This window comes from Caulobacter sp. DMC95, assembly GCF_056313785.1.
The window spans coordinates 467,824-489,599 of record NZ_JBQUZP010000002.1; the positions used below are offsets into that span (position 1 = coordinate 467,824).

Here is a 21,776-nt window from a genome sequence, read left to right on the forward strand (position 1 = left end):
GCTCAGGCCTCCGTCTTGGTGGGCAGCAGCGAGGCGACCCGCGCGCGATAGCGTTCGGCCTCGGCCTTCAGCGCCGCATCGTCCTTGACCGCCGCGCCATGCACCACGAACGGAGTCTCCCAGACCATGCCGCACAGATGCGCGGTCTGCTCCAAGGGGCGAAGAAACTCGTCCATCGAGAAGCGGTTGTAGCCGTGGGCGTGATAAGCCTTGGCGCTGGCGCCCGTGGTGCAGGCCACGAACAGCTTTTTGCCCTTCAGCGCCTCGCCCCCCTCGCCGTAGGCGAAGCCGTGCAGCCAGACGAGATCCAGCCATTCCTTCATCAGGGCGGGCGTCGAGTACCAGTAGAGGGGGAACTGTAGCGCCACGACGTCGTGGGCGGTCAGCGCAGCCTGCTCGCTTTCGATGTCGATCACGAAGTCGGGATAGGTCTCGTAGAGATCCTTGAAGGTGACCCCGGAAAGACCCTTCGCCGCCTTGGCCAGAGCCCGATTGGCGCGAGACCGCTCAAGCGCCGGGTGCGCCAGCACCAGCAGCACGCTGGAGGTGGCGGGCGTCATCGCGCCGGTGCTAGCGTCCGTCATCAAGCAGCCCTTCGGGAAAATAATTCATCAAGGGTTGAATTTACTCGCGGCTCGGGCGACACGCTTCGCCCAGCACGGGACGTATAAGTTCCGGAACAGGGAGACACCATGGTCGACAAGGTGAAGAAGGACGCCGTCGAAGCCCTCGCCGGGCTTTTGTTCGACGGTATGACCATCATGGCCGGCGGGTTCGGCCTCTGCGGTATTCCGGAGAACCTGATCGCGGCGATCCGCGAGGCGGGCACGAAAGACCTCACGGTCATCTCCAACAACTGCGGCGTTGACGGCTTTGGTCTGGGGATCCTGCTGGAGAACCGCCAGATCAAGAAGATGGTCTCGTCCTATGTGGGCGAGAACAAGCTGTTCGAACAGCTCTACCTTTCCGGCGAGCTGGAACTGGAGTTCAATCCGCAAGGCACCCTGGCCGAGCGCATCCGCGCCGGCGGCGCGGGCATTCCGGCGTTCTTCACGCGCACCGGCTACGGCACCCTGGTGGCCGAGGGCAAGGAGACCCGCGAGTTCGACGGTGAGATGTACGTGATGGAGCGCGGGCTGACCGCCGACCTCTCGATCGTCAAGGCCTGGAAGGCCGACGCCGAAGGCAACCTGATCTATCGAAAGACCGCCCGGAACTTTAATCCGATGATGGCTACGGCCGGCAGGAAGACGGTGGTCGAGGTGGAAGAGCTGGTCGCCATCGGCGAGCTGGACAAGGACGCCATCCACACGCCCGGCATCTATGTCGACCACATCGTCAAGGGCGCCAAGTTCGAGAAGCGCATCGAGCGCGTGACCACTCGCCAGAAGGAAACCGCGTAATGGCCTGGACGCGCGATGAGATGGCGGCCCGCGCCGCCAAGGAGCTGCAGGACGGCTTCTACGTGAACCTGGGTATCGGCATCCCGACCCTGGTGGCCAACTACATCCCCGAAGGCATGCACGTGACGCTGCAGAGCGAGAACGGCATGCTGGGCATGGGTCCCTTCCCCTATGAGGGCGAGGAAGACGCCGACCTGATCAACGCCGGCAAGCAGACGATCACCGAGCTGGACTCCAGTTCGTATTTCTCGTCGGCCGACAGCTTCGCCATGATCCGCGGCGGCCACATCGCCCTGTCGATCCTGGGTGGCATGCAGGTCTCGGAGAACGGCGACCTCGCCAACTGGATGGTGCCGGGCAAGATGGTCAAGGGCATGGGCGGGGCCATGGACCTTGTGGCTGGCGTCAAGCGCGTCGTCGTGGTCATGGACCACTGCGAGAAGTCGGGCGCGCCCAAGCTCCTCAAGCAATGCTCGCTGCCCCTGACCGGCGCCGGCGTCGTGGACCTCTTGATCACCGAACTCGGCGTCTTCGAAATCAATCGCGGCAAGACGCCGGTGAAGCTGATCGAGCTGGCGCCGGGCGTCACGGCCGACGAGGTCAAGTCCAAGACCGAAGCCGCGTTCGAGGTCGCAGTCTAGTCACTGCTCCAGCCAGTACGGGTGCTCCAGGGTGAGCGCCACATAGCGCGCCGTCGCCTTGCCATAGGCGGCGGCGATCGCGTTGAGAGCGTCCGTCGGATCGGCGTTCTTCGGCGTGATTGTCCGATCCGCGCGCTGCGGCTTGGTCGGTGCGATGATCGTCAGGCCGCGCCGAGATGTCGCCGTCCCGCTCGCGAAGGCCTCCGACCGGTTGGTGCGCGACCAGGCGTCCAGCGCTGTGGCGAAGGCCAGATCGTCGAAGCCGTCGGCGATCCGCACCGCGACCTTCTCCGCGCGCCAGGCGTTGGACCAGCCTGACAGCCCGGTTAGTAAAGCGTCGCCGTTGGCCCTGAACGCTCCGCCCTTATGGGCCTGTACCGGTGTGGGTATGCCCAGCCTAGTGGCCGTTTCGCGCATCACCGCGTCCCCAGCCAGATCGCGCAGCAGGGCCAGACTGGCGGGAATGGAGGCCGTGACCCCGGCGGTGGTCGTGATCGGGCCATCGACCACCCAGCGCTGATCGCGCTGCCAGCGAACCTTTGGAAACGCCTTGGCGAGGCGGTTCATTTCGTACCAGTGGGTTGTCGCCTCGCGACCGTCCAGCAGTCCGGCTTTCGCCAAGGTCTCCGCTCCAGCGCAGATCGAGACGATCCGGGCGCCGGCCCGCGCCTGGGCGCGCAGCCAGGCGTCGCGGTCCGGATCGAAGGCAAGCATGAGGAAGGGCACGATGACGACGTCGGGCCGACGGGTCAGTTCCGCATAGGCGGCCTGGGGCCGAACCCAGGCGCGTCCTGGCATTAGGCGAACAGGCTCTAGGCTGGGAGCGATCACCCGCACATCGACGGCGCGAGACTCCGCCAGAACTGCGTAGGGCGCGATCAGGTCTGTCGTCTCGACGCCGCGCTGATCGGCCAGGATCACCACGAACGGTTTGGCGACGCCGGGCGCGGCGACCCCAAGGGCGAAAAGAAACAGCAGCAGCCGTAACATCGATACCTCCCATCTGCGGGTTAAGCATCGTCAGTCAGGCGGGCCGGGAAAGGACGGTGATCCCTCGAAACCCGCCAGTCCTACTGCGCGCCCGATTTCGGCTCGGGCGGCAGGCCGGTGACCGGATCACGCGGCAGGGGCGCGAAGCCCTCCGCGACGAACAGGTCGACGCGACGCGACCGGGTCTTGTCCAGGCGAACGCGCGCGATCTGTAGGCCAGACACCGCTTTGAAGTCCTGCTCGATCTTGGGGCGGTACTCGCCTTCCAGACTGACGATCAGGGCGCGGCGGCCGTAGTCCGGGTCGAGCGGGGTCTCAGTCTCGGCCTGGTTCTGCGGATAGGCTTCGTGCACCCACATCCGCAGCGGCGGCGCGCCGGGTTGGCCGAAATAGTCGCGACCGTAATAGGCGGCGGCGTTGTAGACGAAGCGGTCGTCCATCGCCACGGCGCTCAAGGGGCCGCGCAGCGCCTGCTCCTCGCGGACCCGCTCTATGATCGCCGCGACGGTCTGGTCCCACCCCCGTACCCGCTTGAAGCCATTTGACAGTCCCGTGGCGTCAGCGACCTTCGGGTCGATCATGCAGGCGATGAAGAAGACGGCGAACAGCGCCTGCACGGCGAGCCCTCCGACCAGCCAGCGACGCGCGTTCCAGCGCAGCAGCCAGCCGGCGGCCAGGACCGATCCAGAGACAAAGGCCGCCCCCGCCCAGTTGGCGTTGGCGCGCGAGACAAACGCCTCGCCGGCGACCACGATCAGGGGGGGCAGGGCAAAGCAGAGCAGTAGCAGATCCGGTGATTGCAACTTCTTCTTCAAGCCCAGCCCAATCGCGCCGCCGATCAGCACCGCGAACGGAACAGGTCCAAACACGCCGAACTGCGAGCCCACGAACTCGATCAGCTCACGGAAGTTGAACAACTGGTTGGCGTTCCAGTTGGCGTTAGCGGCGGTGTGCTTGACGGTGGAGAACTGGTTTGTTGCGTTCCAGATGAAGTTCGGGGCCAGTACGAGGACGAACGCGATCAGAAACAGGCCGGCCACGGCGGGCGACCAGCGCCGCCGCCCTTCAGGTGAGATCGCGAAGTGCAGCGCCACGCTGCCAAGGGCGTACACCGCAGCGTACTTTGACAGAAACGCCATGCCCAAAGCTGCGCCCATACCCGCCGCAAGGGCATATCGGCGTCCCGCATGGGCGTCGGGCAAACTCACATAGGCCCAGATCGTCAGGGCCAGGAAGAACAAGAGCGGCGCGTCGGTGGCGATGAGGCCTGACGAGAGCACGACCCCCGGCATCAGGCTGTAGATCGCTGCGGCCGCGAGGCCCGACCAGCCGCCGTAGAGGCGGCGGGCGATCCTGTGGATCACCAAGGCCGTCGCGCCGTGCAGGAAGGGCGCTGACAGTCGCACCCAGGCTTCGGCGTCACCGCCGATCTGAGTGGTGAGCCAGATCAGCCAGGCGATCATGGGGGGCTTGGAGAAGTAGCCGAAGGCCAGCTCTCTCGACCACAGCCAGTACTGGGCCTCATCGGGATAGAGCTCGAGCGGCGTGATGAACAGCGCCGCCAGCCGCACGATCGTCAGCGTCCCCACCATGAGCAGGGTCAACCGCCAAGCGCGGTTCACGATGGGGGATGACGGAGCGTCAGGAGCGGTCTGCATGACGCCTGATTAGCCAAGTAAAAAAAATCTGACTACTTCTTCCGCGTTTCCAGGGGTTTGTGACACTTTGTGGGCCGGCGTGGCCTTTCCGTCACCAAACCTTCTAAATCTTTCGATAAATGGCCGCCAAAGGCACGAAACAGTGCGACCCAACGCAAGCGTGTCGATGAATGAGGGGATCCTTCAGATGAACATGAAACATTTCGCCCTGGCGACCACCGCCCTGGTCGGCGGCCTGATGCTCGCCAACGGTGCCTCGGCTCAGTCGACCGCCTCGCAGGCGACGGAAGTCGACAAGGTCGTCGTCACCGCTTCGGGTCAACGCGCCGTCAGCGGTCTGATCGCTGAAACCGCGCCGAAGTCGAAGTCGTCGATCAACCAGGAATATATCGACAAGCAGCAAGCGGGTCAGACCATCCTGGACACGCTGAACCAGACCCCGGGTCTGTCGTTCACCAACTCGGACGCCTTTGGCTCGTCGGGCGGTAACGTCCGTCTGCGCGGTTTCGACGGCAACCGCATCTCGCTGACCTTCGACGGCATCCCGCTGAACGACACGGGCAACTACGCGATCTACACCAACCAGCAGCTGGACGGTGAGCTGATCAGCCGCGCCTCGGTCAACATGGGCACGACCGACGTCGACAGCCCGACCGCTTCGGCCGTCGGCGGCACGATCAACTACGTGACCCTGATCCCGACCGCCGACTTCGGCGGCATGGCGCGCGCCTCGGTGGGCAGCGACAACTATCGCCGCGTGTTCGGCATGCTGAACTCGGGCGAGTTCGGCCCGTTCGGCACCAAGGCTTGGGTCGCCGGCTCGTACCAGAAGTACGACAAGTTCAAGGGCCCGGGCTCGCTGGAAAAGAAGCAGTTCAACGCCCGTATCTATCAGAACCTGGCTAACGGCGACTTCGCCAGCCTGGCGTTCCACTACAACGAGAACCGCAACAACAACTACCGCGCCGTGACGCTGGCGGAGTACCGCGCTTTCGGTGAAAACCTCGACTTCACCGAAACCTGCACGAACCGCACGCTGAACACGACGGCCGCGACGATCACCGAGGCCGCGCCCGCCATCCCGGGCAACTGCGTCGACTTCTATGGCCGTCAGGTCAACCCGTCGAACACCGGCAACATCCGTGGTCAGTTCCTGCACCACATCAACGACAGCCTGCGCATCACCTTCGACCCGTCGTTCCAGTACACCCTGGCTGACGGTGGCGGCCAGCTGGGCACGATGTCGGAAACCGACGGTCGCGTTAAGGGCACCAGCACGGTTGGCAAGGACCTGAACGGCGACGGCGACACCGCCGACACCGTGGCCTTCTTCACGCCTTCGGTGACCAACACCCGTCGTTACGGCGTCACCTCGTCGCTGATCTGGGACATCAACGACAGCCAGCGCCTGCGCGTCGCCTACACCGGTGACTTCGGCTATCACCGCCAGACCGGCGAATACACCAAGCTGAACGCCGATGGCACGACCACGAACGTGTTCGGCGGCAAGGACGGCCACGGCGAGAAAGTCTTTGGCTCTGACGGCAGCTTCCTGCGCGGTCGTGACCGTCTCTCGAAGGCCTTCCTGAACCAGGTCGCTTTCGAGTACCGCGGTGAATATTTCGACGACAAGCTGACCGTCGTCGCCGGTCTGCGCATGCCGTACTTCAAGCGCGAACTGAACCAGTTCTGCTACTCGCAAGACGGTTCGAGCAACGTGCGTTGCACCACCGAAGCGCCTAACGCCACGCTGGCCAACGGGAACGTCACCTTCGCCGGTGCGACGACCCAGTACATCAAGCCGTACCAAGCGACGAAAAAGTACGACGACGTTCTGCCGAACATCGGCCTGAACTATCGCTTGGCCGATCACCAGTACCTCTACGGCAGCTACGCCGAGGGTCTGTCGGCGCCGCGTACGGACAGCCTGTACACCGTGAAGCGTCTGGCCGACGGCACTGTGTCGAACCCGGGCGTGCAGCCCGAGACGACCCAGGCGTTCGACATCGGCTATCGCTATCAGACGCCGGATGTCGTCGCTCAGGTGGCTCTGTGGACCAACAAGTTCCAGAACCGTATCGTCAGCGCCTACGATGACGCGCTCGGCATCTTCGTCGACCGCAACGTCGGCGACGCGAAGGGTTATGGCCTGGACGCCAACGCGTCGTGGCGCCTGGAAGAGTACCTGAGCGTCTTCGGTTCGTTCTCGTACAACCACAGCGAACTGAAGCAGGACATCCCGCTGAGCGGCCGGGTTCTGCCGACCAAGGGCAAGATCGTCGTTGAAACGCCGGAATACACCTTCGGCGGCGGCTTCGACTGGAACATCACCGAAGCCCTGCGCCTGTCGATGGACCTGAAGTACACCGGTGAGCGCTGGTCGACCGACGTCAACGACGAGAAGACGCCGGCCTACACCATCACCAACGTGAGCATCCGCTACGACATGCCGTTCGCGGAAAAGACCTACCTGCAGCTGAACGTGAAGAACCTCTTCGACGAGGACTACTTCGGCAACATCAGCAGCCGGAACAACGCGGTCACCATCACCGGCATCCAGAACGGCTCCGCGCCGACCTATGCCATTGGCTTCCCGCGCACGCTGCAGCTGAGCCTGACGACCCGCTTCTAAACGACGTCGGCTTCGCCAAGACCAAGAGAAGGGCGGCCCGTTCGGGCCGCCCTTTTTCTTTGTCGTATTCGTTTGCTAACTAGGCGGCGCTTGACCCCGGCGTCGTGAGGGGCCATCTGCGCCCCCTTCGTTTTCCCGCTCGTTTCTATTGGGCTTGTCGAATGACCGTGACCGTTCCCGCCGAATGGGCTCCGCACCGCGCCATGTGGGTGGGTTTCCCCAGCCACGCCGAGCTCTGGCAGGAGGATCTGGAACAAGCTCAGCAGGAGGTCGCCGACCTCGCGCGTGCGCTTGCAGGCCCTGGCGCCGAGCGCGTGCGGCTGATGGTGGTGGGCGACGAAGCCGAGGCGGCCGCCCGCGCCCTGCTGTCGGACACCACGGTCGAGATCGTCCGGGGCCAGTTCGGCGACATCTGGCTCCGCGACACCGGGCCGATCTTCGTCGACGACGCCGGCAAGGCGGTGGCGGCCGGCTTCCAGTTCAACGGCTGGGGCGGCAAGTACAGCCTGGAGGGCGACGACATCGTCGCCGAACAGATCGCCGCCGCCTCGGGCGCGCCGCTGGTCCGCAACGACTTCATCCTCGAAGGCGGCGCGCTGGACCATGACGGCAACGGCACAATCCTCACCACGCGCCAGTGCCTGCTCAACGACAACCGCAACGCCGGTTGGGACGAGGCTGCGGCAAACGCGGCCCTGACCCGGGCGCTGGGCGCCAAGAAGGTGTTGTGGTTGGGCAAGGGCCTGAAGAACGACCACACCGACGGCCACGTCGACAACCTGGCTCGCTTCGTGGCGCCGGGCGTCGTCGCCTGCCCCATGGCCTATGGCCTGGATGATCCGAACGCGGACATCTATGGCGACACCGCCAAGATGCTGGCCGGCATGACCGACAGCCGCGGCTCGCCGCTGCAGGTCGTCCGCATCCCCTCGCCCGGCAAGCTGCTGGACGAGGACGGCGAGCCGATCCCGGCCTCGCACATGAACTTCCTGATCGCCAACGAGGCGGTCATTGTGCCGATCTACGCCGAGGAGTCGGGCGCCTTCGCCGTCGAGGTGATCAAGGGCCTGTTCCCCGAGCGCCAGGTCATCGGCCTGCCCTCGACCGCCATCCTCACGGGCGGTGGTTCGTTCCACTGCATCAGCCAACAAGAGCCGGAGACCGTCTGATGGCCCGCACGCTGAGCGTCGCCGCGATCCAGACCTCGTACGGCATGGATCTGCAGGCCAACATCAAGAAGACCGAGGCCTTCATCCGCGAGGCCGCGTCCAAGGGAGCGCAGGTCATCCTGCCGTCGGAACTGTTCCAAGGGCCTTACTTCTGCGTCGCTCAGGAGGAGCGGTGGTTCGCGGAAGCCCATCCGTGGCGCGAGCACCCGGTGGTCAAGGCCATCGCGCCCCTGGCCGGCGAGCTGGGCGTGGTGATCCCGATCTCGATCTTCGAGCGCGAGGGGCCGCACTATTTCAACAGCCTGGTCATGGCCGACGCGGATGGTTCGCTGCTGGGCGTCTATCGCAAGAGCCATATTCCGGATGGGCCGGGCTATATGGAGAAGTACTATTTCCGGCCCGGCGACACCGGCTTCAAGGTCTGGGACACCCGCTTTGGCCGCATCGGCGTCGGTATCTGCTGGGACCAGTGGTACCCCGAATGCGCCCGCGCCATGGCGCTGATGGGCGCCGAGGCCTTGTTCTATCCGACCGCCATCGGCAGCGAGCCGCATGACCCGAGCCTGGACACGGCTCTTCCCTGGCGACGCGCCATGCAGGGCCACGCCGTCAGCAACGTGATCCCGGTGATCGGCGCGAATCGTATCGGCTTCGAGCCCTGGGACGGCTATCCGAACGGCGGTCAGACCTTTTACGGCTCTTCGTTCGTCGCCGACCATCGCGGCGATCTGGTCAGTGAGCTGGGGCGCGCCGATGAGGGGCTGGTCAGCGGGACGTTCGACCTCGACTTCCTGACCACGCACCGCGCGGCCTGGGGCTTCTTCCGCGATCGTCGGCCCGAGTTCTATACGGCCCTGGCGAACGGCCGCCCTGCATGATCGAGACCGACCGCTTGGTGTTGCGCCCGGCGGTCGACGCCGACCGGGCCGCAATCGCTGACCTCAACGCCCGGCCTGAAGTGGGCGCGTGGCTGGGCGGAGTGAGCTCGCGCGCCGAAAGTGACGCGTTCGTCGATCGCGTGATGGCTCATGAGACCGAGCATGGCTTCGGCTTCTGGGTCGTCGACCGCAAGGCGGACGCCCGCCTCATCGGCATGACCGGCGTCTGGTGGGTTCCCCCTGAGATGAACATGCCAGGCGCGGTCGAGATCGGCTGGCGATTTCTGCCCGAGGTCTGGGGTGAGGGCTATGCCACCGAAGCGGCGAGGGCCGCGCTCGCGCATGGCGTCGGGGTCCTCAAGCTGTCTGAGATCATCGCTTTCACCGCGCGAACCAATCTGGCGTCGCAGGCCGTGATGCGCCGGATCGGCATGGCGCCGGCGCCGGACCGGGACTTCCTGCATCCCAGGTTGCCGCCCGAAGATCCGTTGCGGCCGCACGTCGTCTTCGTCGCGCGCTCTTAGAGCTGCGCCTGCTGGCGCTGGCGAACAGCTGCGAAACAGAAGGGCCACACCCCGACCTGAAGTTCATCCGCCCGACGAAAGCGGATTGACGAGAAGATATGTTATTTCATAACAGTTTCTTGAACGGCCGCTCCCCCGGCTAAGTCTCTCGTGGTTTCAGGACCCAACATGCTCCGTCGCGTCGCCCTTTCCGCCGCGAGCCTTCTTGTGCTCGCCGCCGCCACCGCCGCTCAAGCCGAGGACGCCGCTCCGCCGACCGCTCCGACGCAAGACTCCGAGGTCTCGAAAGTCATTGTCACCGCCGCGCCCTACGGGGTTTCGGCCGACGCCCTGACAGCCAGCGTCGCGGTGCTGGATCGCACCGACCTGGACCTGGCCGCGCCCAAGGGCCTGGGCGACGCCCTGGCCGGTCTTCCGGGCGTGCGGTCGACGACCTTTGGCGCCGGCGCCAGCCGGCCTGTGGTTCGAGGGCTGGCCGGCCCTCGGGTGCAGGTGCTGACCAACGGCGTCGGACAGATCGACGCCAGCGCGCTGTCTCCCGACCACCAGGTCGCCACCGATCCCGGCGAGGCCGAGCGCATCGAAGTGCTGCGCGGTCCAGCCGCGCTGGCCTATGGCGGCTCGGCGATCGGCGGCGTCGTCAACATCATTGATGACCGCATCGCCAGCCAGCAACCGAGCGAGGGGATGAGCGGTCGCCTGCTCGCCTCGCGCGGGACCGGTGACGACAGCTACGCGCTGTCCGGGGCCATCCATGCCACGGTCGGGCCGATGGTCCTGACGCTCGACGCCCTGAAGCGCGAGAGCAAGGACTACAAGATCCCGGTCTATCCGGAATCGGACCGTCAACTGGCCCTCGAGGGCGAGACGGCGGAGAGCGGCGGCGGGCGTCTGGAGAACAGCGCGGTAGACCTCGAGACGTTCGGCGCGGGCCTTTCCTACGTGGGCGACAAGGGCTACGTCGGCATGTCGATCAAGCGCACCGACTCCACCTATGGCGTTCCGGGTCACGCCCACGAGGACGGCGGTGAGGAGGAAGCTCCGGTCACCATCGGCCTCAAGCAAACCCGTATTGACCTGCGTGGCGAATACGACGCCGCTTTCGGACCCTTCGCCAAGCTGCGGTTCTCGGGCGGTCACGCCGACTACACCCACACCGAGTTTGAAGGTGACGCGGTCGGCACCAAGTTCGTCTCGGACGGTTACGAGGGGCGCCTGGAGCTCGTCCAGGCTGAGCGTGGCGGCTGGAAGGGCGCGGTAGGCGTCCAGGCCCTGCGTCGCAACTTCGACGCCATCGGCGACGAAGCTTATGTGCCGAAGACCAAGATCACCGAGTTCGGCGCGTTCACCCAGCAGCGTATCGAACGGGACGGCCATGGCTATGAGGGTGGTCTGCGGATCGATACGCGGGAGCTGGACAGCCTGAAAGGCAAGGCCGATTTCACCAACCTGTCGGGTTCGGTCGGCGCCTTCTGGCGGCCGACCGCCGAAAGCTTCGTGGGCTTGGCCCTAACCCGTTCCAGCCGCGCGCCGACCGAGTCGGAGCTGTTCGCGGAAGGCCCGCACGCGGCCACCCGCGGGTTCGAGATCGGCGACGCCGATCTGAAGGAAGAGACCGCCACCTCGCTGGAGGCGACGCTGCACTATGGCGGCGAGCGCGTGTCGGGCGACCTGCATCTGTTTGTCGCGCGCTATGACGGCTTCATCGACCTGCGCCCCAACGGCGCCGAAGAGGATGGCCTGGCGGTCTATCGCTACGTTCAGACCGACGCCGAATTCCGCGGGCTCGAAGCCGAGTTCGCCTACCGTGTTTGGACCGACGGACAGCGGTCGTTGAATCTGCACGCCGGTGCGGACTTCGTCCGTGGCTCGTCTGACCTTGGCCCGCCTGCTCGCATTCCTCCCTACTCGGTCTCGCTGAAGGCGTCATACGCGGCGCCGATGTGGTCGGGTGATGTGGAGGTGCGCCGCACGGGCGGCCAGGATCGCGTCGCGGAGCTGGAGCTGCCCACCGACGGCTACACGGTGCTCAACGCCACCCTGGCTTGGAAGCCGGCCGGCGACGCGCGCGTCCGCCTGTTCCTGGATGGTCGCAACCTGACGAACGAGGAGGTGCGCGAGCACGTCTCGTTCCTGAAGGATATTGCGCCGTCGCCGGGCCGTCAGGTTCGGGCCGGTATCGCGCTGCGCTTCTAGAGACGGCTCGCCGACTCCGACCATCCAGCTTCGTTCCCAATCGTCCCTAGGCAAGCTCGCTCAGCCCCCCTGCGGGCTTGCCCAGCGCCGGGGCCCGGATCCTCCCTCCGGGCCCCGGATTCGCCTAGAACGGAGGCCAGATTGCCGCATCCGGCGGGATCGGCTAGAACCGCGAGCCTTTGCGGTCGTCTTCGAAGCGTTCGAGCGCCCGTTTCCAATTTTTTGTCGTAGAGCTCTTCATGACAACGACCCAGTCCGCCGGCGAGATCACCGGAAACGTCCTGTTCTACAACGCGCCGGAGCCGCTGAACCGCGAGCAGCACGCCAAGCTCGCGCTCGTCCACAAGGACAAGCCGTACGCGTTCGCCGCCGCCGGCACCGCCGTTCCGCTGACCGTCTCGGAATTCGCCCCCGCCGCCCTGACCTTCCCGGTGATCTTCGCCGGTGACGACCGGGTCCCGCTGGCGGTGATGGGTCTGAACCAGCAAGAAAACCTGTTCATCGGCGCTGACGGCTCGATCGAACCGAACGTCTATATCCCGGCCTATATCCGCCGCTATCCGTTCGTGCTGGCCAACGACGACACCCAGGATCGCCTGATCGTCTGCATCGATCGCGGGAGCGACCTGCTCAGCGAGCAGGGCCAGACCCCGCTGTTCGACGCCAAGGGCGAGCCCACCGAATACACCCAGAACTGCATCAAGTTCTGCGATGACTTCGAGGTCGAGCGTCGCCGCACCGACGCTTTTGTCCAGATCCTGAAGGACAACGATCTGTTCGAGCTGAAGAAGGCCACCTTCCAGCCGACCGACGAAGTGGGCGCGCCGGTCGGTGAGCCCGTCACCGTCGCCGAGTACTTCGGCGTCTCGGAAGAGAAGCTGAACGGCCTGTCGGCTGAGAAGCTCAAGGAGCTGCAAGAAAACGGCGCCTTGGCTCAGATCTACGCGCACCTCGTCTCGCTGCTCGGCTGGGATCGCCTGATCAACAAGACTATGCTCAAGCAAGCCGAAGCCGAGAACCAGAACTAAGGTTCGGCCTAAGCTGAAATCGAAGAGGGCGGCGGGTTGAACCCGCCGCCCTTTTTCTTTGGTTGGCTTAGCGGGCGAAGATGCTGCGCGTGAGGCACGAAAAGACGAGGCGACCTGCCTCGTCGAGAAGGTCGTGCTGGGCGATGACGATGCCCTTGCCCTCACCGACCGGGTCCTTGCCCATCACCGTCATCCGGCCGCGCAGCAGTTCGCCCACGGGCGGATTGCGCATCCACCGCAGGGCGTCGACGCCCAGGCGCTTGGTCTGAGGCCAGGCCGCGCTGGCTTCGGTGTCGAGCCTGGTCCAGATCGCGAAGATCATGCCGTCGGGCGCGCCGTTCTCGACGGGCCAGCCTGGGGTGAAGGCGGCAATGAAGGCGTCCAGCGCCTTGCCGTCGACCGCGCGCGTGCCCAAGGAGACGACCTGGCCGATCTCGATATCGTCGAAGGCGGCGGGCATGGGCGTCTCCAGGATGATTCCTCGCCCAACTGTCGGTTGGGGCTTGGCCATTGTCGAGAGCCCCTCGGCGGTCCATGTGTACGCCACGTTCTTTTCCGTGTCCGGGCCTGCGCATGTTTCTGAAGAAAGCCGTCTTCGCCCTGCAAGCCTTGCTGATGGCGGCACTGCTCGGCGGTCACGCCCTGGCAGGTCCGGTCGTCAACTCTGGTCATATCGAGTCGGAACTGGTGGCCCAGGAGACCGGCATCGCGCCGGGGGGCACGATCTATGTCGCTCTACGGCAAAAGATCACGCCCGGCTGGCATACCTACTGGCGCAACCCCGGCGACGCGGGCGAGCCGACCAAGATCAATTGGACCCTGCCGGAGGGCTGGCGCGCCGGCGACATGGTTTGGCCGACGCCGCAGAAGGCCAAGCTCGGGCCGCTGCTTGACTACGCCTACAAGGGTGAGGTGCTGATCCCGGTCCCGATCACGGCGTCGGCCGACGCTCAACCAGGCACGACGCTGAGCCTGACCGCCGACGTCTTCTATCTCGTCTGCGAGCAGATCTGCATTCCCGAGGAAGCCAAGCTTTCGCTCCTGTTGCCGGTGGTCGCCGGCGCGCCGTCGCCGGACCCCAAATGGGGCGCCGTCATCGGCAAGGTGCTGGCTGAGGCTCCCAAGCCCGCCGGCCTGAAGGCGGTCTTCAAGCTCGAGGAGCAGGCCCTGAAGCTGGCCGTGACGGGCGGTCCGCTGAAGGGCGCCGACATGGCGGGCGCCTATTTCTATCCGTACTCCTCGAAAGTGATCGAACACGCCGCCGAGCAGGTCATCGAGCGGGGTCCCGACGGGCTGACCCTCACCCTCAAGCCCGGATACGACTTCGTGGGCGGCGGTACGCCGCCGGTTGAACTCGCCGGAGTCCTGGCGACCAAGGCCGGCGCATGGGAAGTCACGGCAACGGCCGGCGACCCGCCGCCCGAAGCCTCGGGACTAGGCCCGCCGCCAGCGGAAGCCGCGCCCGCCACGGGTCTGGCCGGCGGCCTCGCGGGCGCGCTGCTGTTCGCCTTCCTGGGCGGGCTGATCCTGAACCTGATGCCGTGCGTCTTCCCGGTGCTGTCGATGAAGGCCGCGAGCCTGGCGGGGCACGCGCATGAGGCGAGCAAGGCGCGCGTCCAGGGCCTGGCCTTCCTGGTCGGCGTCGTCGCCACCTTCCTCGCCCTGGCCGGCGCGCTGCTGGCGGTTCGCGCCGGCGGCGCGGCGGTGGGCTGGGGCTTCCAGCTGCAGTCGCCGCTGGTTATCGCCGGTCTGGCGCTGCTGATGCTTCTGGTGGCCCTGAATATGTCGAGCGTTTTCGAGATCGGGACGTCCGTCCAGGGCCTCGGCGCCGGCGCCTCTGCGCGGGGTGGCGTCACCGGAGCCTTCTTCACCGGCGCCCTCGCGGTTGTGGTGGCCGCGCCCTGCACGGCGCCGTTCATGGCCGGCGCCCTGGGCTACGCGCTCACCCAACCGACTGTCGTCGCCCTGGGTGTCTTCCTGGCCTTGGCGCTGGGCTTCGCCGCCCCGTTCGTGGCCGTCACCTTCATCCCTGGCGCGCTGAAGCTCTTGCCACGCCCCGGCGGTTGGATGGACGTGCTGAAGAAGGGCCTGGCCTTCCCGATGTATGGCGCGGCCTTGTGGCTGGTCTGGGTGTTCGCCCAACAGGCGGGGCCGATTGCGCTGGGACAGCTGCTGGTCGCGGGTGTCCTGGCGGCGTTCGGCGCTTGGCTCTACGGCCTGGGGCAGGCGCGCCGCGCCGCAGGCAAGGGTTCGGTGGTGTCGATGATCCTGGGCCCGCTGGCGGTGATCGGCGCACTCGGCCTTGGCGCCGCCGCAGCCTTGTCCGCCAAGCCTCCGACGGCGGCCGCCGCTGCTGAAGTCTCGACGCCCAGCGGTCCTGGCCTGACGGCCGAGGCCTGGTCGCCCGAGCGGGTGAGGGCTCTGCAGGCCGAAGGTCGTCCGATTCTTGTCGACTTCACCGCCGCCTGGTGCGTGACCTGCCAGGTTAACGAGAAGGTCGCCCTGTCCGGTCCCAAGGTCGCCGAGGCCTTCAAGGCCCAGAACGCTGTGCTGTTGAAGGCTGACTGGACCAATCGCGATCCGGTCATCGCCCAGGCGCTGGCCGAGTTCAATCGTGTCGGCGTGCCCCTGTACCTCGTCTATCCAAAGAACGGCGGCGCGCCAGTCATTCTGCCCCAGCTGCTGACCGAGGGCATGGTCATCGAGGCGATCGAGAAGGCGGGGGTCTAAACCTACTTCTTCTTGTCGCCGCCGAACGGCAGCTTGGCCTTCACCTGATCCAGAGGTGTCTTGGTCACGACCACCGGGGGCGGCACGTTCACCGGCGCAGTCTTGATCGGGTAGGCGCGCCAGCCGGTCTGGATCAACGCGTTGAATCCCTGGCACTTGGGCAGGTAGCGCACCATGCCCGCGCGCGGCTTGGCGAACGGCGGCGGCTGGACCAGATCCTGCCGCTTGGGGTCCACGAACCGCCAGTCGGTCGGCAGGCCATAGCCCTTCTCGCCGCCGAGGCGGACCGCCTGATAGGCGATGTTCGCCTGGAAGGGCTGAACCCCATACTTCAGCATCGCGCGCAGGAAAATCTGGTCGGCTTCCTCGCGCTTGCCCGGCTCGCCGATCGTATAGAGCCAGTCGTGGACGATGGCGGCGCGCGCCGTCGGGCCCTGCGGATCGATGAAGGCCTGACCGTACCAGGGCACGCTGGCGAAGTCGGTGACGTACCAGCGCGGCACCACGATCACCTTGCCGGTCTCCACGTCGCAATAGGGGAACTCGGCGTCCAGCGTGAACAGCTTGCGGCCGTCCTTGGTCTGGTTGAACAGCATGATCGGCTGCGGCGTCAGCGAGCTCGGCGGCGTCGGCGCCACCACGGGTACGAAGACCGTCGTGCTCGTCTGTGTCGCGCAGGCGCTCGCCAACAGAGCGGCGCCGGTCAGGGCAAGGGCGGTTCTCGAACGAGGCATCGGCGCAGGATCTTCAAGGCGGGATGGGCACTTCTGAGCGGCGTGAGCCCAAGGATCAAGTCACTATGGCCAAGTTTCGACCCCCACAGGATTGCGACTGCGAATCTTCCGCAGATCATCGGTTTGTGAGAGGCTGCTCAGAGTAGCCGTTGCTGGAGACCTGACATGTCGATCACGCGCCGCCTTGTGGCCGCCGCCCTGCCGCTGACCGCTCTTGTTCCCGCGCTCGCCCATGCTCGCCCCGCGCCCGACTTCACGGCGATCGACGCCGACGGCAAGACCCGCTCGCTGTCGGAGTTTCGCGGCAAGACCGTGGTCCTCGAATGGACCAACGAAGGTTGCCCCTATGTCCGCAAGCACTATTCCGGGAACATGCAGGGCCTGCAGCAGGCTGCGCGCGCCGACGGCGTGATCTGGCTGACCATCGCCTCGTCCGCGCCGGGTAAGCAGGGCCACTTCGCCGATGGCGCCGCCGCCAAGGCCTGGATGAACGCCAAGGGAGCCAAGCCCACCGCCTTGCTGCTCGACGCCGACAACAAGGTGGCCACGCTCTACAAAGCCAAGACCACGCCTCACATGTTCGTCATCGATAAGACCGGCGCGGTGGTCTACGAGGGTGCGATCGACGACAAGCCGACCAACAAGGTCGAGGATATCCAGGGCTCCAAGAACCTGGTGGTCGCAACGCTCGGCGATCTGAAGGCTGGCCGTAAGGTCGCCACGCCGTTCGTCACGCCCTACGGCTGCGCGGTGAAATACAAGGACGCCTAACCACCCCGCGCCGCTTAGGCGGCCGGCTGAGGCGGCGCGGTGATGACCTCGACATTGTCGTTAAGCAGATAGACCATGTCGCGGAGCGCAAGGTCCTGGGCCTTGATGGTCGTGGCGGCGCGCACGGCGGCGAGCTTCTCGGGTAGGTCCTGGCTGATCCCGCGCAGGATGCACTTGAGGTCGTCGACCGCGCCGCGCTCCTTCAGGGTGACGTGGCCCTTCATGTCCAGCGCCGCGAGATCGCTGATTTTGCCCGAGAAGGCGTCAAAGGCCTTCAGCGGCGCGGCTGCGCTGGTTGGCTCGGCCTTGGCCAGTTGCGCGCGGTAGGCCTCTGTCTGCGCCTTTAGCTGGCGCGCCCGCTTGACGATGTCGATAAACAGAGGCTCGCCCGCGACGGAGGCGGGAACCGGAGGCGCCTGCGCGATGGCCGGCATAGGGCTCGCGCTCTGCCCTGGATTGAACGACGCCATCCAGAGCATGGCGGAAAAGGCGACGGCGTCACAGGACATGGGGGACTCCCGCAAAAAACGTCATTGGTCTGCCATGACGCGGCGGCGCCTGTTTGATAAGCCCGGGTCCGTAAACAGCGATTTACCAAACCTGTGAGGACGACATGGCCGATCTCGACGCCGCCTGGACCCGCCTGGAAGCCGCCGCCAAGGCCGCGGGCGACAAGCGTATCGTCGAGTTCTTCGATGCCGAGCCGGGTCGGCTTGAAGCTCTGACCCTGGACGTTGCGGGTCTTCACCTGGATCTTTCCAAGCAGGCCTGGGACGAGGCGGGTCTCGAGGCCGCCCTCGATCTCGCCCACGCGGCCAATGTCGAGGGCGCCCGCGCCCGTATGTTCGGCGGCGAGGCGATCAATTCCTCCGAGGGCCGCGCCGTGCTGCACACGGCCCTGCGCGCCCCGGCGGGCGCCGATGTGAAGGCGCTGGGTCAGCCAGTCATGGCCGAGGTCGAGGCCGTCCGCCAGCGGATGAAGGCTTTCGCGCAGGCTGTCCGCTCGGGTGCGATCAAGGGCGCGACCGGCAAGCCGTTCAAGGCGATCCTGCATATCGGCATCGGCGGGTCGGACCTGGGTCCCCGCCTGCTGTGGGACGCCTTGCGTCCGGTGCGACCCGAGATCAACCTACGCTTCGTGGCTAATGTGGACGGGGCCGAGTTCGCCCTGACGACCGCGGACATGAACCCTGAAGAGACCTTGGTCATGGTGGTCTCCAAGACCTTCACGACCCAGGAGACCATGGCCAACGCCGGCGCGGCGCGGGCCTGGCTGGTCGCGGCCCTGGGCGAGCAGGGGGCCAACCAGCATCTGGCCGCCATCTCGACGGCGCTGGACAAGACCGCCGCCTTCGGCGTGCCGGACGAGCGGGTGTTTGGCTTCTGGGACTGGGTGGGCGGTCGCTACTCGCTGTGGTCTTCGGTCAGCCTGTCGGTGGCCGTCGCCTGTGGCTGGGACGTGTTCCAGGGCTTCCTCGATGGCGGCGCGGCCATGGACGAGCACTTCCGCACGGCGTCGCTGGAAAAGAACGCGCCGGTGCTGGTGGCCCTGGCTCAGATCTTCAATCGCAATGGCCTGGACCGCCGGGCGCGCTCGGTCGTGCCTTACTCGCACCGCCTGCGCCGCCTGGCCGCCTTCCTCCAGCAGCTGGAGATGGAGAGCAACGGCAAGTCGGTTGGTGCCGACGGCCAGCCCGTCCAGCGCGGTACGGCCACGGTGGTGTTCGGCGACGAGGGCACGAATGTCCAGCACGCCTATTTCCAATGCATGCACCAAGGGACTGACATCACGCCGATGGAGCTGATCGGCGTGGCCCAGTCGGACGAGGGGCCGGCCGGCATGCACGAGAAGCTGCTGTCGAACCTGCTGGCTCAGGCCGAGGCCTTCATGGTGGGGCGGACGACCGAGGACGTGGTGGCCGAGCTGAGGGCCAAGGGAGTGTCAGCAGACGAGATCGCCACCTTGGCCCCACAGCGCACCTTCGCCGGTAACCGGCCCTCCACCCTGGTGCTACTGGACCGCCTGACGCCCCAGACCTTCGGCGCCCTGATCGCGCTCTACGAGCACAAGACCTTCGTCGAGGGCGTGATCTGGGGGATCAACTCCTTCGACCAGTGGGGCGTCGAGCTGGGCAAGGTGATGGCCAATCGCATCCTGCCGGAGCTGGAGAACGGCGCGGCCGGCGGGCATGATCCGTCGACCGCCGCGTTGATCTCCCGCCTCAAAAAGTAGTCTATTCAAGCCCTTTCCCCATCGGGTGGAGGGCGACTAAAACGTCTTCCGCACCCGGAAGCTCATGAAGGTGCGGGGATTGATCGCACGATCCTCGACAAAGGCCACTGCGCGGTTGGGGCCGCGATTGGCGAAGACGGTGCGGCGGATGCTGAAGTCGTCCCACAGGTTCAGCTGGGCGCGGATCGCCAGGGTCGGGGTCGGCTTGTATTCGGCGAACGCCTCATAGTACTGGGCGCCGCGCCAGACGCTGGTCTGGTCGACGTCATAGGTGCCCTGGCCTAGCAGCGGCAGCCAGTTGATCCCCCACTGGGTCTTGTACTGGGTCAGGTCCTGCTGGAAGCCGATATTGGCCTGGGTCGGGCGCACGCCAGAGATCGGACGATCCTTGCCGGTCGTGGGATCCTTCACGTGGGTCTCATTCCAGTCGTTCCGGAACGTGAAGCGACCGCCCTTGATCCCGAGCTTGTCGGTCGGCACCACGATGTTCAGCGACAGGCGGTCCAGAGTGGCGTCGCCGATATTGCCGACCGCCGACAGGCCGCCGGGCAGGGGAAGGCGGTCGATCACGCCGATGATTTCGTCATGGCGGTAGGTTACGGCGACGATCCCTTCGCCCCAGAAGCGGCGCTCATAGCCGATCTCGGTGATCCAACGCTGCTCGGGCTTCAGCTCGACATTGCCGCCATAGACATTGCCGTCCTCCAGGTCCGATGAGGCGGCGAAGTCCTCGAAGTCCAGCTGACCCAGCTCCCGCTCGAAGCGGAAGCGGAGCTGGTTGTTGGCCACAGGCGTCCAGGTCGCGAGGAAGCGGGGCTTGGCGTAGAAGAAGCTCTTCTCGTTGTCAGCGTCGCCCGACTGCTTGATCGTCGAGGTCTCCAGGCGCAGGCCGCCTTCCAGGGTCAGGCGCGGATTGACCCGCCAGGTGGCCTTGGAGAAGGCCTCGCCGCGCAGTTCCTCGACCTTGACCGACGCGCTGGGCAACGGCACAGCGGTCCCGCCGACCGAATAGGCCTGTTTCACATCCAGCATGTTGTAGGCCACCTCGCCGCCAGTCTCCACGGTGATGGCCTTGCTCCAATCGTGACGGACCTGGGCGCGGAAGATCGACTCGCCGCTGTCGCCCTCGGCGGTGAAGCGCTGCTGCGCCGCCTTGACCCCGTTCAGCGTTTCGTCGCTGGTCGAGGCGCTTTCGAAGTTTTCGAAGCTGTGGATGGCCCGCGTCTCTAGGGCCCAATTGGGCGCCAGCGGGCGGGTGTAGGTCAGGCCCAGCTCTCCCGACTGCTCGTCATCGACATAGTTGCTGCGACGTTCGGCGGTCGCCGAGGTCAGGGTCTGCCACTGATTCCAGTCGTTGACGCCAAAGCGAGCCGTCGCTTCGATCTTGCCGCCGGCCAGAGGCGCCGAGTAGTTGCCCCGAACGCTGCGTCCGCCGCCCCAGCTGTCGTTCAGGAATTTCTCGTCGCGAAGGATCTTGCCGGTCCCGTCACGACGAATGTTCGTCCCTGGACCATTGGAGTCGCTGCTGCCAATGCCGTCGCTCAGCGTCACGCCCCAGCTCTTGTCGCCGTTCGTGGCGGTGAACTGATAGCTGCCGCCGTAGAGATCACGACCGCCATCGAACTGGCTAGTGTTCCAGGTCAGGATCGACTGACGGTTGGCGCCCTTCTTCAGGATTACGTTCACGACGACCGAGTAGCCCTGCATGTCGACGCCCGGGGCGCCGCCACGGATCAACTCGATCCGCTCGACCCGATTGGCCTGGGTCCGCGACAACACGTTGCTGCCCGTATCGTTCTTGGAGGCCGGGCGAGCCCCATTGATCAGGATGTTGCCGACCGCGCCCTCGAAGCCCCGCGCGCCGCTGCCGTCCTGCACCGAAAAGCCGGGTACGCGTTGCACCATCTCCAGTGCGGTGTTGGGACGTTGAGCGGCGAAGAAATCGGGCTGGAAGATCAGCACGCCCCGCTGGGCGGCTTCGGCCTGGGCGGCTTCGGCCTGGGCGGCGACTTGCTCGGGCGTCAGGTCGGCGGCCTGGGCGGCGCCGGCCAGCAGAATGGCGGCCGCGCTGGCCAGAAGCATGGTCTTGGTCATCACTGTTTCCCCTCAATGACGAGAGGTCTGGACGCCGACGCCATTCATCTCAAGTTACAAGCTCGACATGTGCATTACATGTTAGAAAGCATTAC

The 21,776-nt window shown here is 65.9% G+C and carries 19 protein-coding genes; 11 read left to right on the forward strand and 8 right to left on the reverse strand.

Annotated features, from left to right (window positions below; genetic code table 11):
• Positions 1-2: 2 nt before the first annotated feature.
• Together kefF and ACT53N_RS06190 are read right to left on the reverse strand one after the other, a co-directional pair.
• Complete coding sequence (gene kefF / locus ACT53N_RS06185; protein ID WP_476063069.1) at positions 3-584, reverse strand: glutathione-regulated potassium-efflux system oxidoreductase KefF; 582 nt, start codon at positions 582-584, stop codon at positions 3-5.
• Entirely contained in the window at positions 584-847 is a 264-nt protein-coding gene (locus ACT53N_RS06190; protein ID WP_476063070.1) for a hypothetical protein, read from the reverse strand. Before ACT53N_RS06190 ends, kefF begins: the two co-directional genes overlap by 1 nt.
• Between ACT53N_RS06190 and ACT53N_RS06195 the strand changes: the two genes are divergently transcribed.
• Positions 753-1,403: a CoA transferase subunit A gene (locus tag ACT53N_RS06195; protein ID WP_476063071.1), complete on the forward strand. Its 651-nt coding sequence runs from the start codon at positions 753-755 to the stop codon at positions 1,401-1,403. The genes ACT53N_RS06190 and ACT53N_RS06195 overlap by 95 nt on opposite strands.
• Positions 1,403-2,044: a 3-oxoacid CoA-transferase subunit B gene (locus ACT53N_RS06200; protein WP_476063072.1), complete on the forward strand. Its 642-nt coding sequence runs from the start codon at positions 1,403-1,405 to the stop codon at positions 2,042-2,044. The genes ACT53N_RS06195 and ACT53N_RS06200 overlap by 1 nt, the downstream gene beginning before the upstream one ends.
• On the opposite strand, the gene ACT53N_RS06205 is transcribed toward ACT53N_RS06200, so the two are convergent.
• Together ACT53N_RS06205 and ACT53N_RS06210 are read right to left on the reverse strand one after the other, a co-directional pair.
• Positions 2,045-3,034 carry a DJ-1/PfpI family protein gene (locus tag ACT53N_RS06205; RefSeq protein ID WP_476063073.1) on the reverse strand — a complete coding sequence of 330 codons (990 nt, stop codon included), beginning with the start codon at positions 3,032-3,034 and terminating at the stop codon, positions 2,045-2,047.
• Between the two features lie 80 nt (positions 3,035-3,114).
• On the reverse strand, positions 3,115-4,692 hold the full coding sequence (locus ACT53N_RS06210; RefSeq protein WP_476063074.1) for an ArnT family glycosyltransferase: 1,578 nt from the start codon (positions 4,690-4,692) through the stop codon (positions 3,115-3,117).
• A gap of 187 nt (positions 4,693-4,879) precedes the next feature.
• Here ACT53N_RS06210 and ACT53N_RS06215 point away from each other — a divergent pair, with 187 nt between their 5' ends.
• The 6 genes from ACT53N_RS06215 (at position 4,880) to ACT53N_RS06240 (ending at position 13,119) form a co-directional block, all read left to right on the forward strand.
• Positions 4,880-7,324 (forward strand): TonB-dependent receptor, encoded by a 2,445-nt coding sequence (locus ACT53N_RS06215; protein ID WP_476063075.1) that lies wholly within the window; start codon positions 4,880-4,882, stop codon positions 7,322-7,324.
• 161 nt (positions 7,325-7,485) lie between these two features.
• Positions 7,486-8,493, forward strand: coding sequence for an agmatine deiminase family protein (locus ACT53N_RS06220; protein ID WP_476063076.1), 1,008 nt, complete (start codon positions 7,486-7,488; stop codon positions 8,491-8,493).
• Positions 8,493-9,371 carry an N-carbamoylputrescine amidase gene (gene aguB / locus ACT53N_RS06225; protein ID WP_476063077.1) on the forward strand — a complete coding sequence of 293 codons (879 nt, stop codon included), beginning with the start codon at positions 8,493-8,495 and terminating at the stop codon, positions 9,369-9,371. Before ACT53N_RS06220 ends, aguB begins: the two co-directional genes overlap by 1 nt.
• Positions 9,368-9,895, forward strand: a complete 528-nt coding sequence (locus ACT53N_RS06230; protein WP_476063078.1) for a GNAT family N-acetyltransferase — start codon at positions 9,368-9,370, stop codon at positions 9,893-9,895. Before aguB ends, ACT53N_RS06230 begins: the two co-directional genes overlap by 4 nt.
• A gap of 168 nt (positions 9,896-10,063) precedes the next feature.
• Positions 10,064-12,091, forward strand: a complete 2,028-nt coding sequence (locus ACT53N_RS06235) for a TonB-dependent receptor (RefSeq protein ID WP_476063079.1) — start codon at positions 10,064-10,066, stop codon at positions 12,089-12,091.
• Between the two features lie 239 nt (positions 12,092-12,330).
• Positions 12,331-13,119 (forward strand): SapC family protein, encoded by a 789-nt coding sequence (locus ACT53N_RS06240; RefSeq protein WP_476063080.1) that lies wholly within the window; start codon positions 12,331-12,333, stop codon positions 13,117-13,119.
• 67 nt (positions 13,120-13,186) lie between these two features.
• On the opposite strand, the gene ACT53N_RS06245 is transcribed toward ACT53N_RS06240, so the two are convergent.
• A complete protein-coding gene (locus tag ACT53N_RS06245) occupies positions 13,187-13,579 on the reverse strand; it encodes a hotdog family protein (RefSeq protein ID WP_476063081.1) in 393 nt (130 codons plus the stop codon).
• A gap of 113 nt (positions 13,580-13,692) precedes the next feature.
• On the opposite strand from ACT53N_RS06245, the gene ACT53N_RS06250 reads away from it, so the two are divergent.
• Positions 13,693-15,849: a protein-disulfide reductase DsbD family protein gene (locus tag ACT53N_RS06250; protein WP_476063082.1), complete on the forward strand. Its 2,157-nt coding sequence runs from the start codon at positions 13,693-13,695 to the stop codon at positions 15,847-15,849.
• A 2-nt stretch (positions 15,850-15,851) separates the two neighbouring features.
• Here ACT53N_RS06250 and ACT53N_RS06255 read toward each other — a convergent pair whose 3' ends face one another.
• A complete protein-coding gene (locus ACT53N_RS06255) occupies positions 15,852-16,583 on the reverse strand; it encodes a DUF1353 domain-containing protein (RefSeq protein WP_476063083.1) in 732 nt (243 codons plus the stop codon).
• A 165-nt stretch (positions 16,584-16,748) separates the two neighbouring features.
• Here ACT53N_RS06255 and ACT53N_RS06260 point away from each other — a divergent pair, with 165 nt between their 5' ends.
• A complete protein-coding gene (locus tag ACT53N_RS06260; protein ID WP_476063084.1) occupies positions 16,749-17,354 on the forward strand; it encodes a thioredoxin family protein in 606 nt (201 codons plus the stop codon).
• 14 nt (positions 17,355-17,368) lie between these two features.
• Here ACT53N_RS06260 and ACT53N_RS06265 read toward each other — a convergent pair whose 3' ends face one another.
• On the reverse strand, positions 17,369-17,863 hold the full coding sequence (locus tag ACT53N_RS06265) for a hypothetical protein (protein WP_476063085.1): 495 nt from the start codon (positions 17,861-17,863) through the stop codon (positions 17,369-17,371).
• Between the two features lie 104 nt (positions 17,864-17,967).
• Between ACT53N_RS06265 and pgi the strand changes: the two genes are divergently transcribed.
• On the forward strand, positions 17,968-19,587 hold the full coding sequence (pgi, locus tag ACT53N_RS06270; protein WP_476063086.1) for a glucose-6-phosphate isomerase: 1,620 nt from the start codon (positions 17,968-17,970) through the stop codon (positions 19,585-19,587).
• A 36-nt stretch (positions 19,588-19,623) separates the two neighbouring features.
• Here pgi and ACT53N_RS06275 read toward each other — a convergent pair whose 3' ends face one another.
• Positions 19,624-21,684 (reverse strand): TonB-dependent receptor plug domain-containing protein, encoded by a 2,061-nt coding sequence (locus ACT53N_RS06275; RefSeq protein WP_476063087.1) that lies wholly within the window; start codon positions 21,682-21,684, stop codon positions 19,624-19,626.
• Between the last annotated feature and the right edge of the window lie 92 nt (positions 21,685-21,776).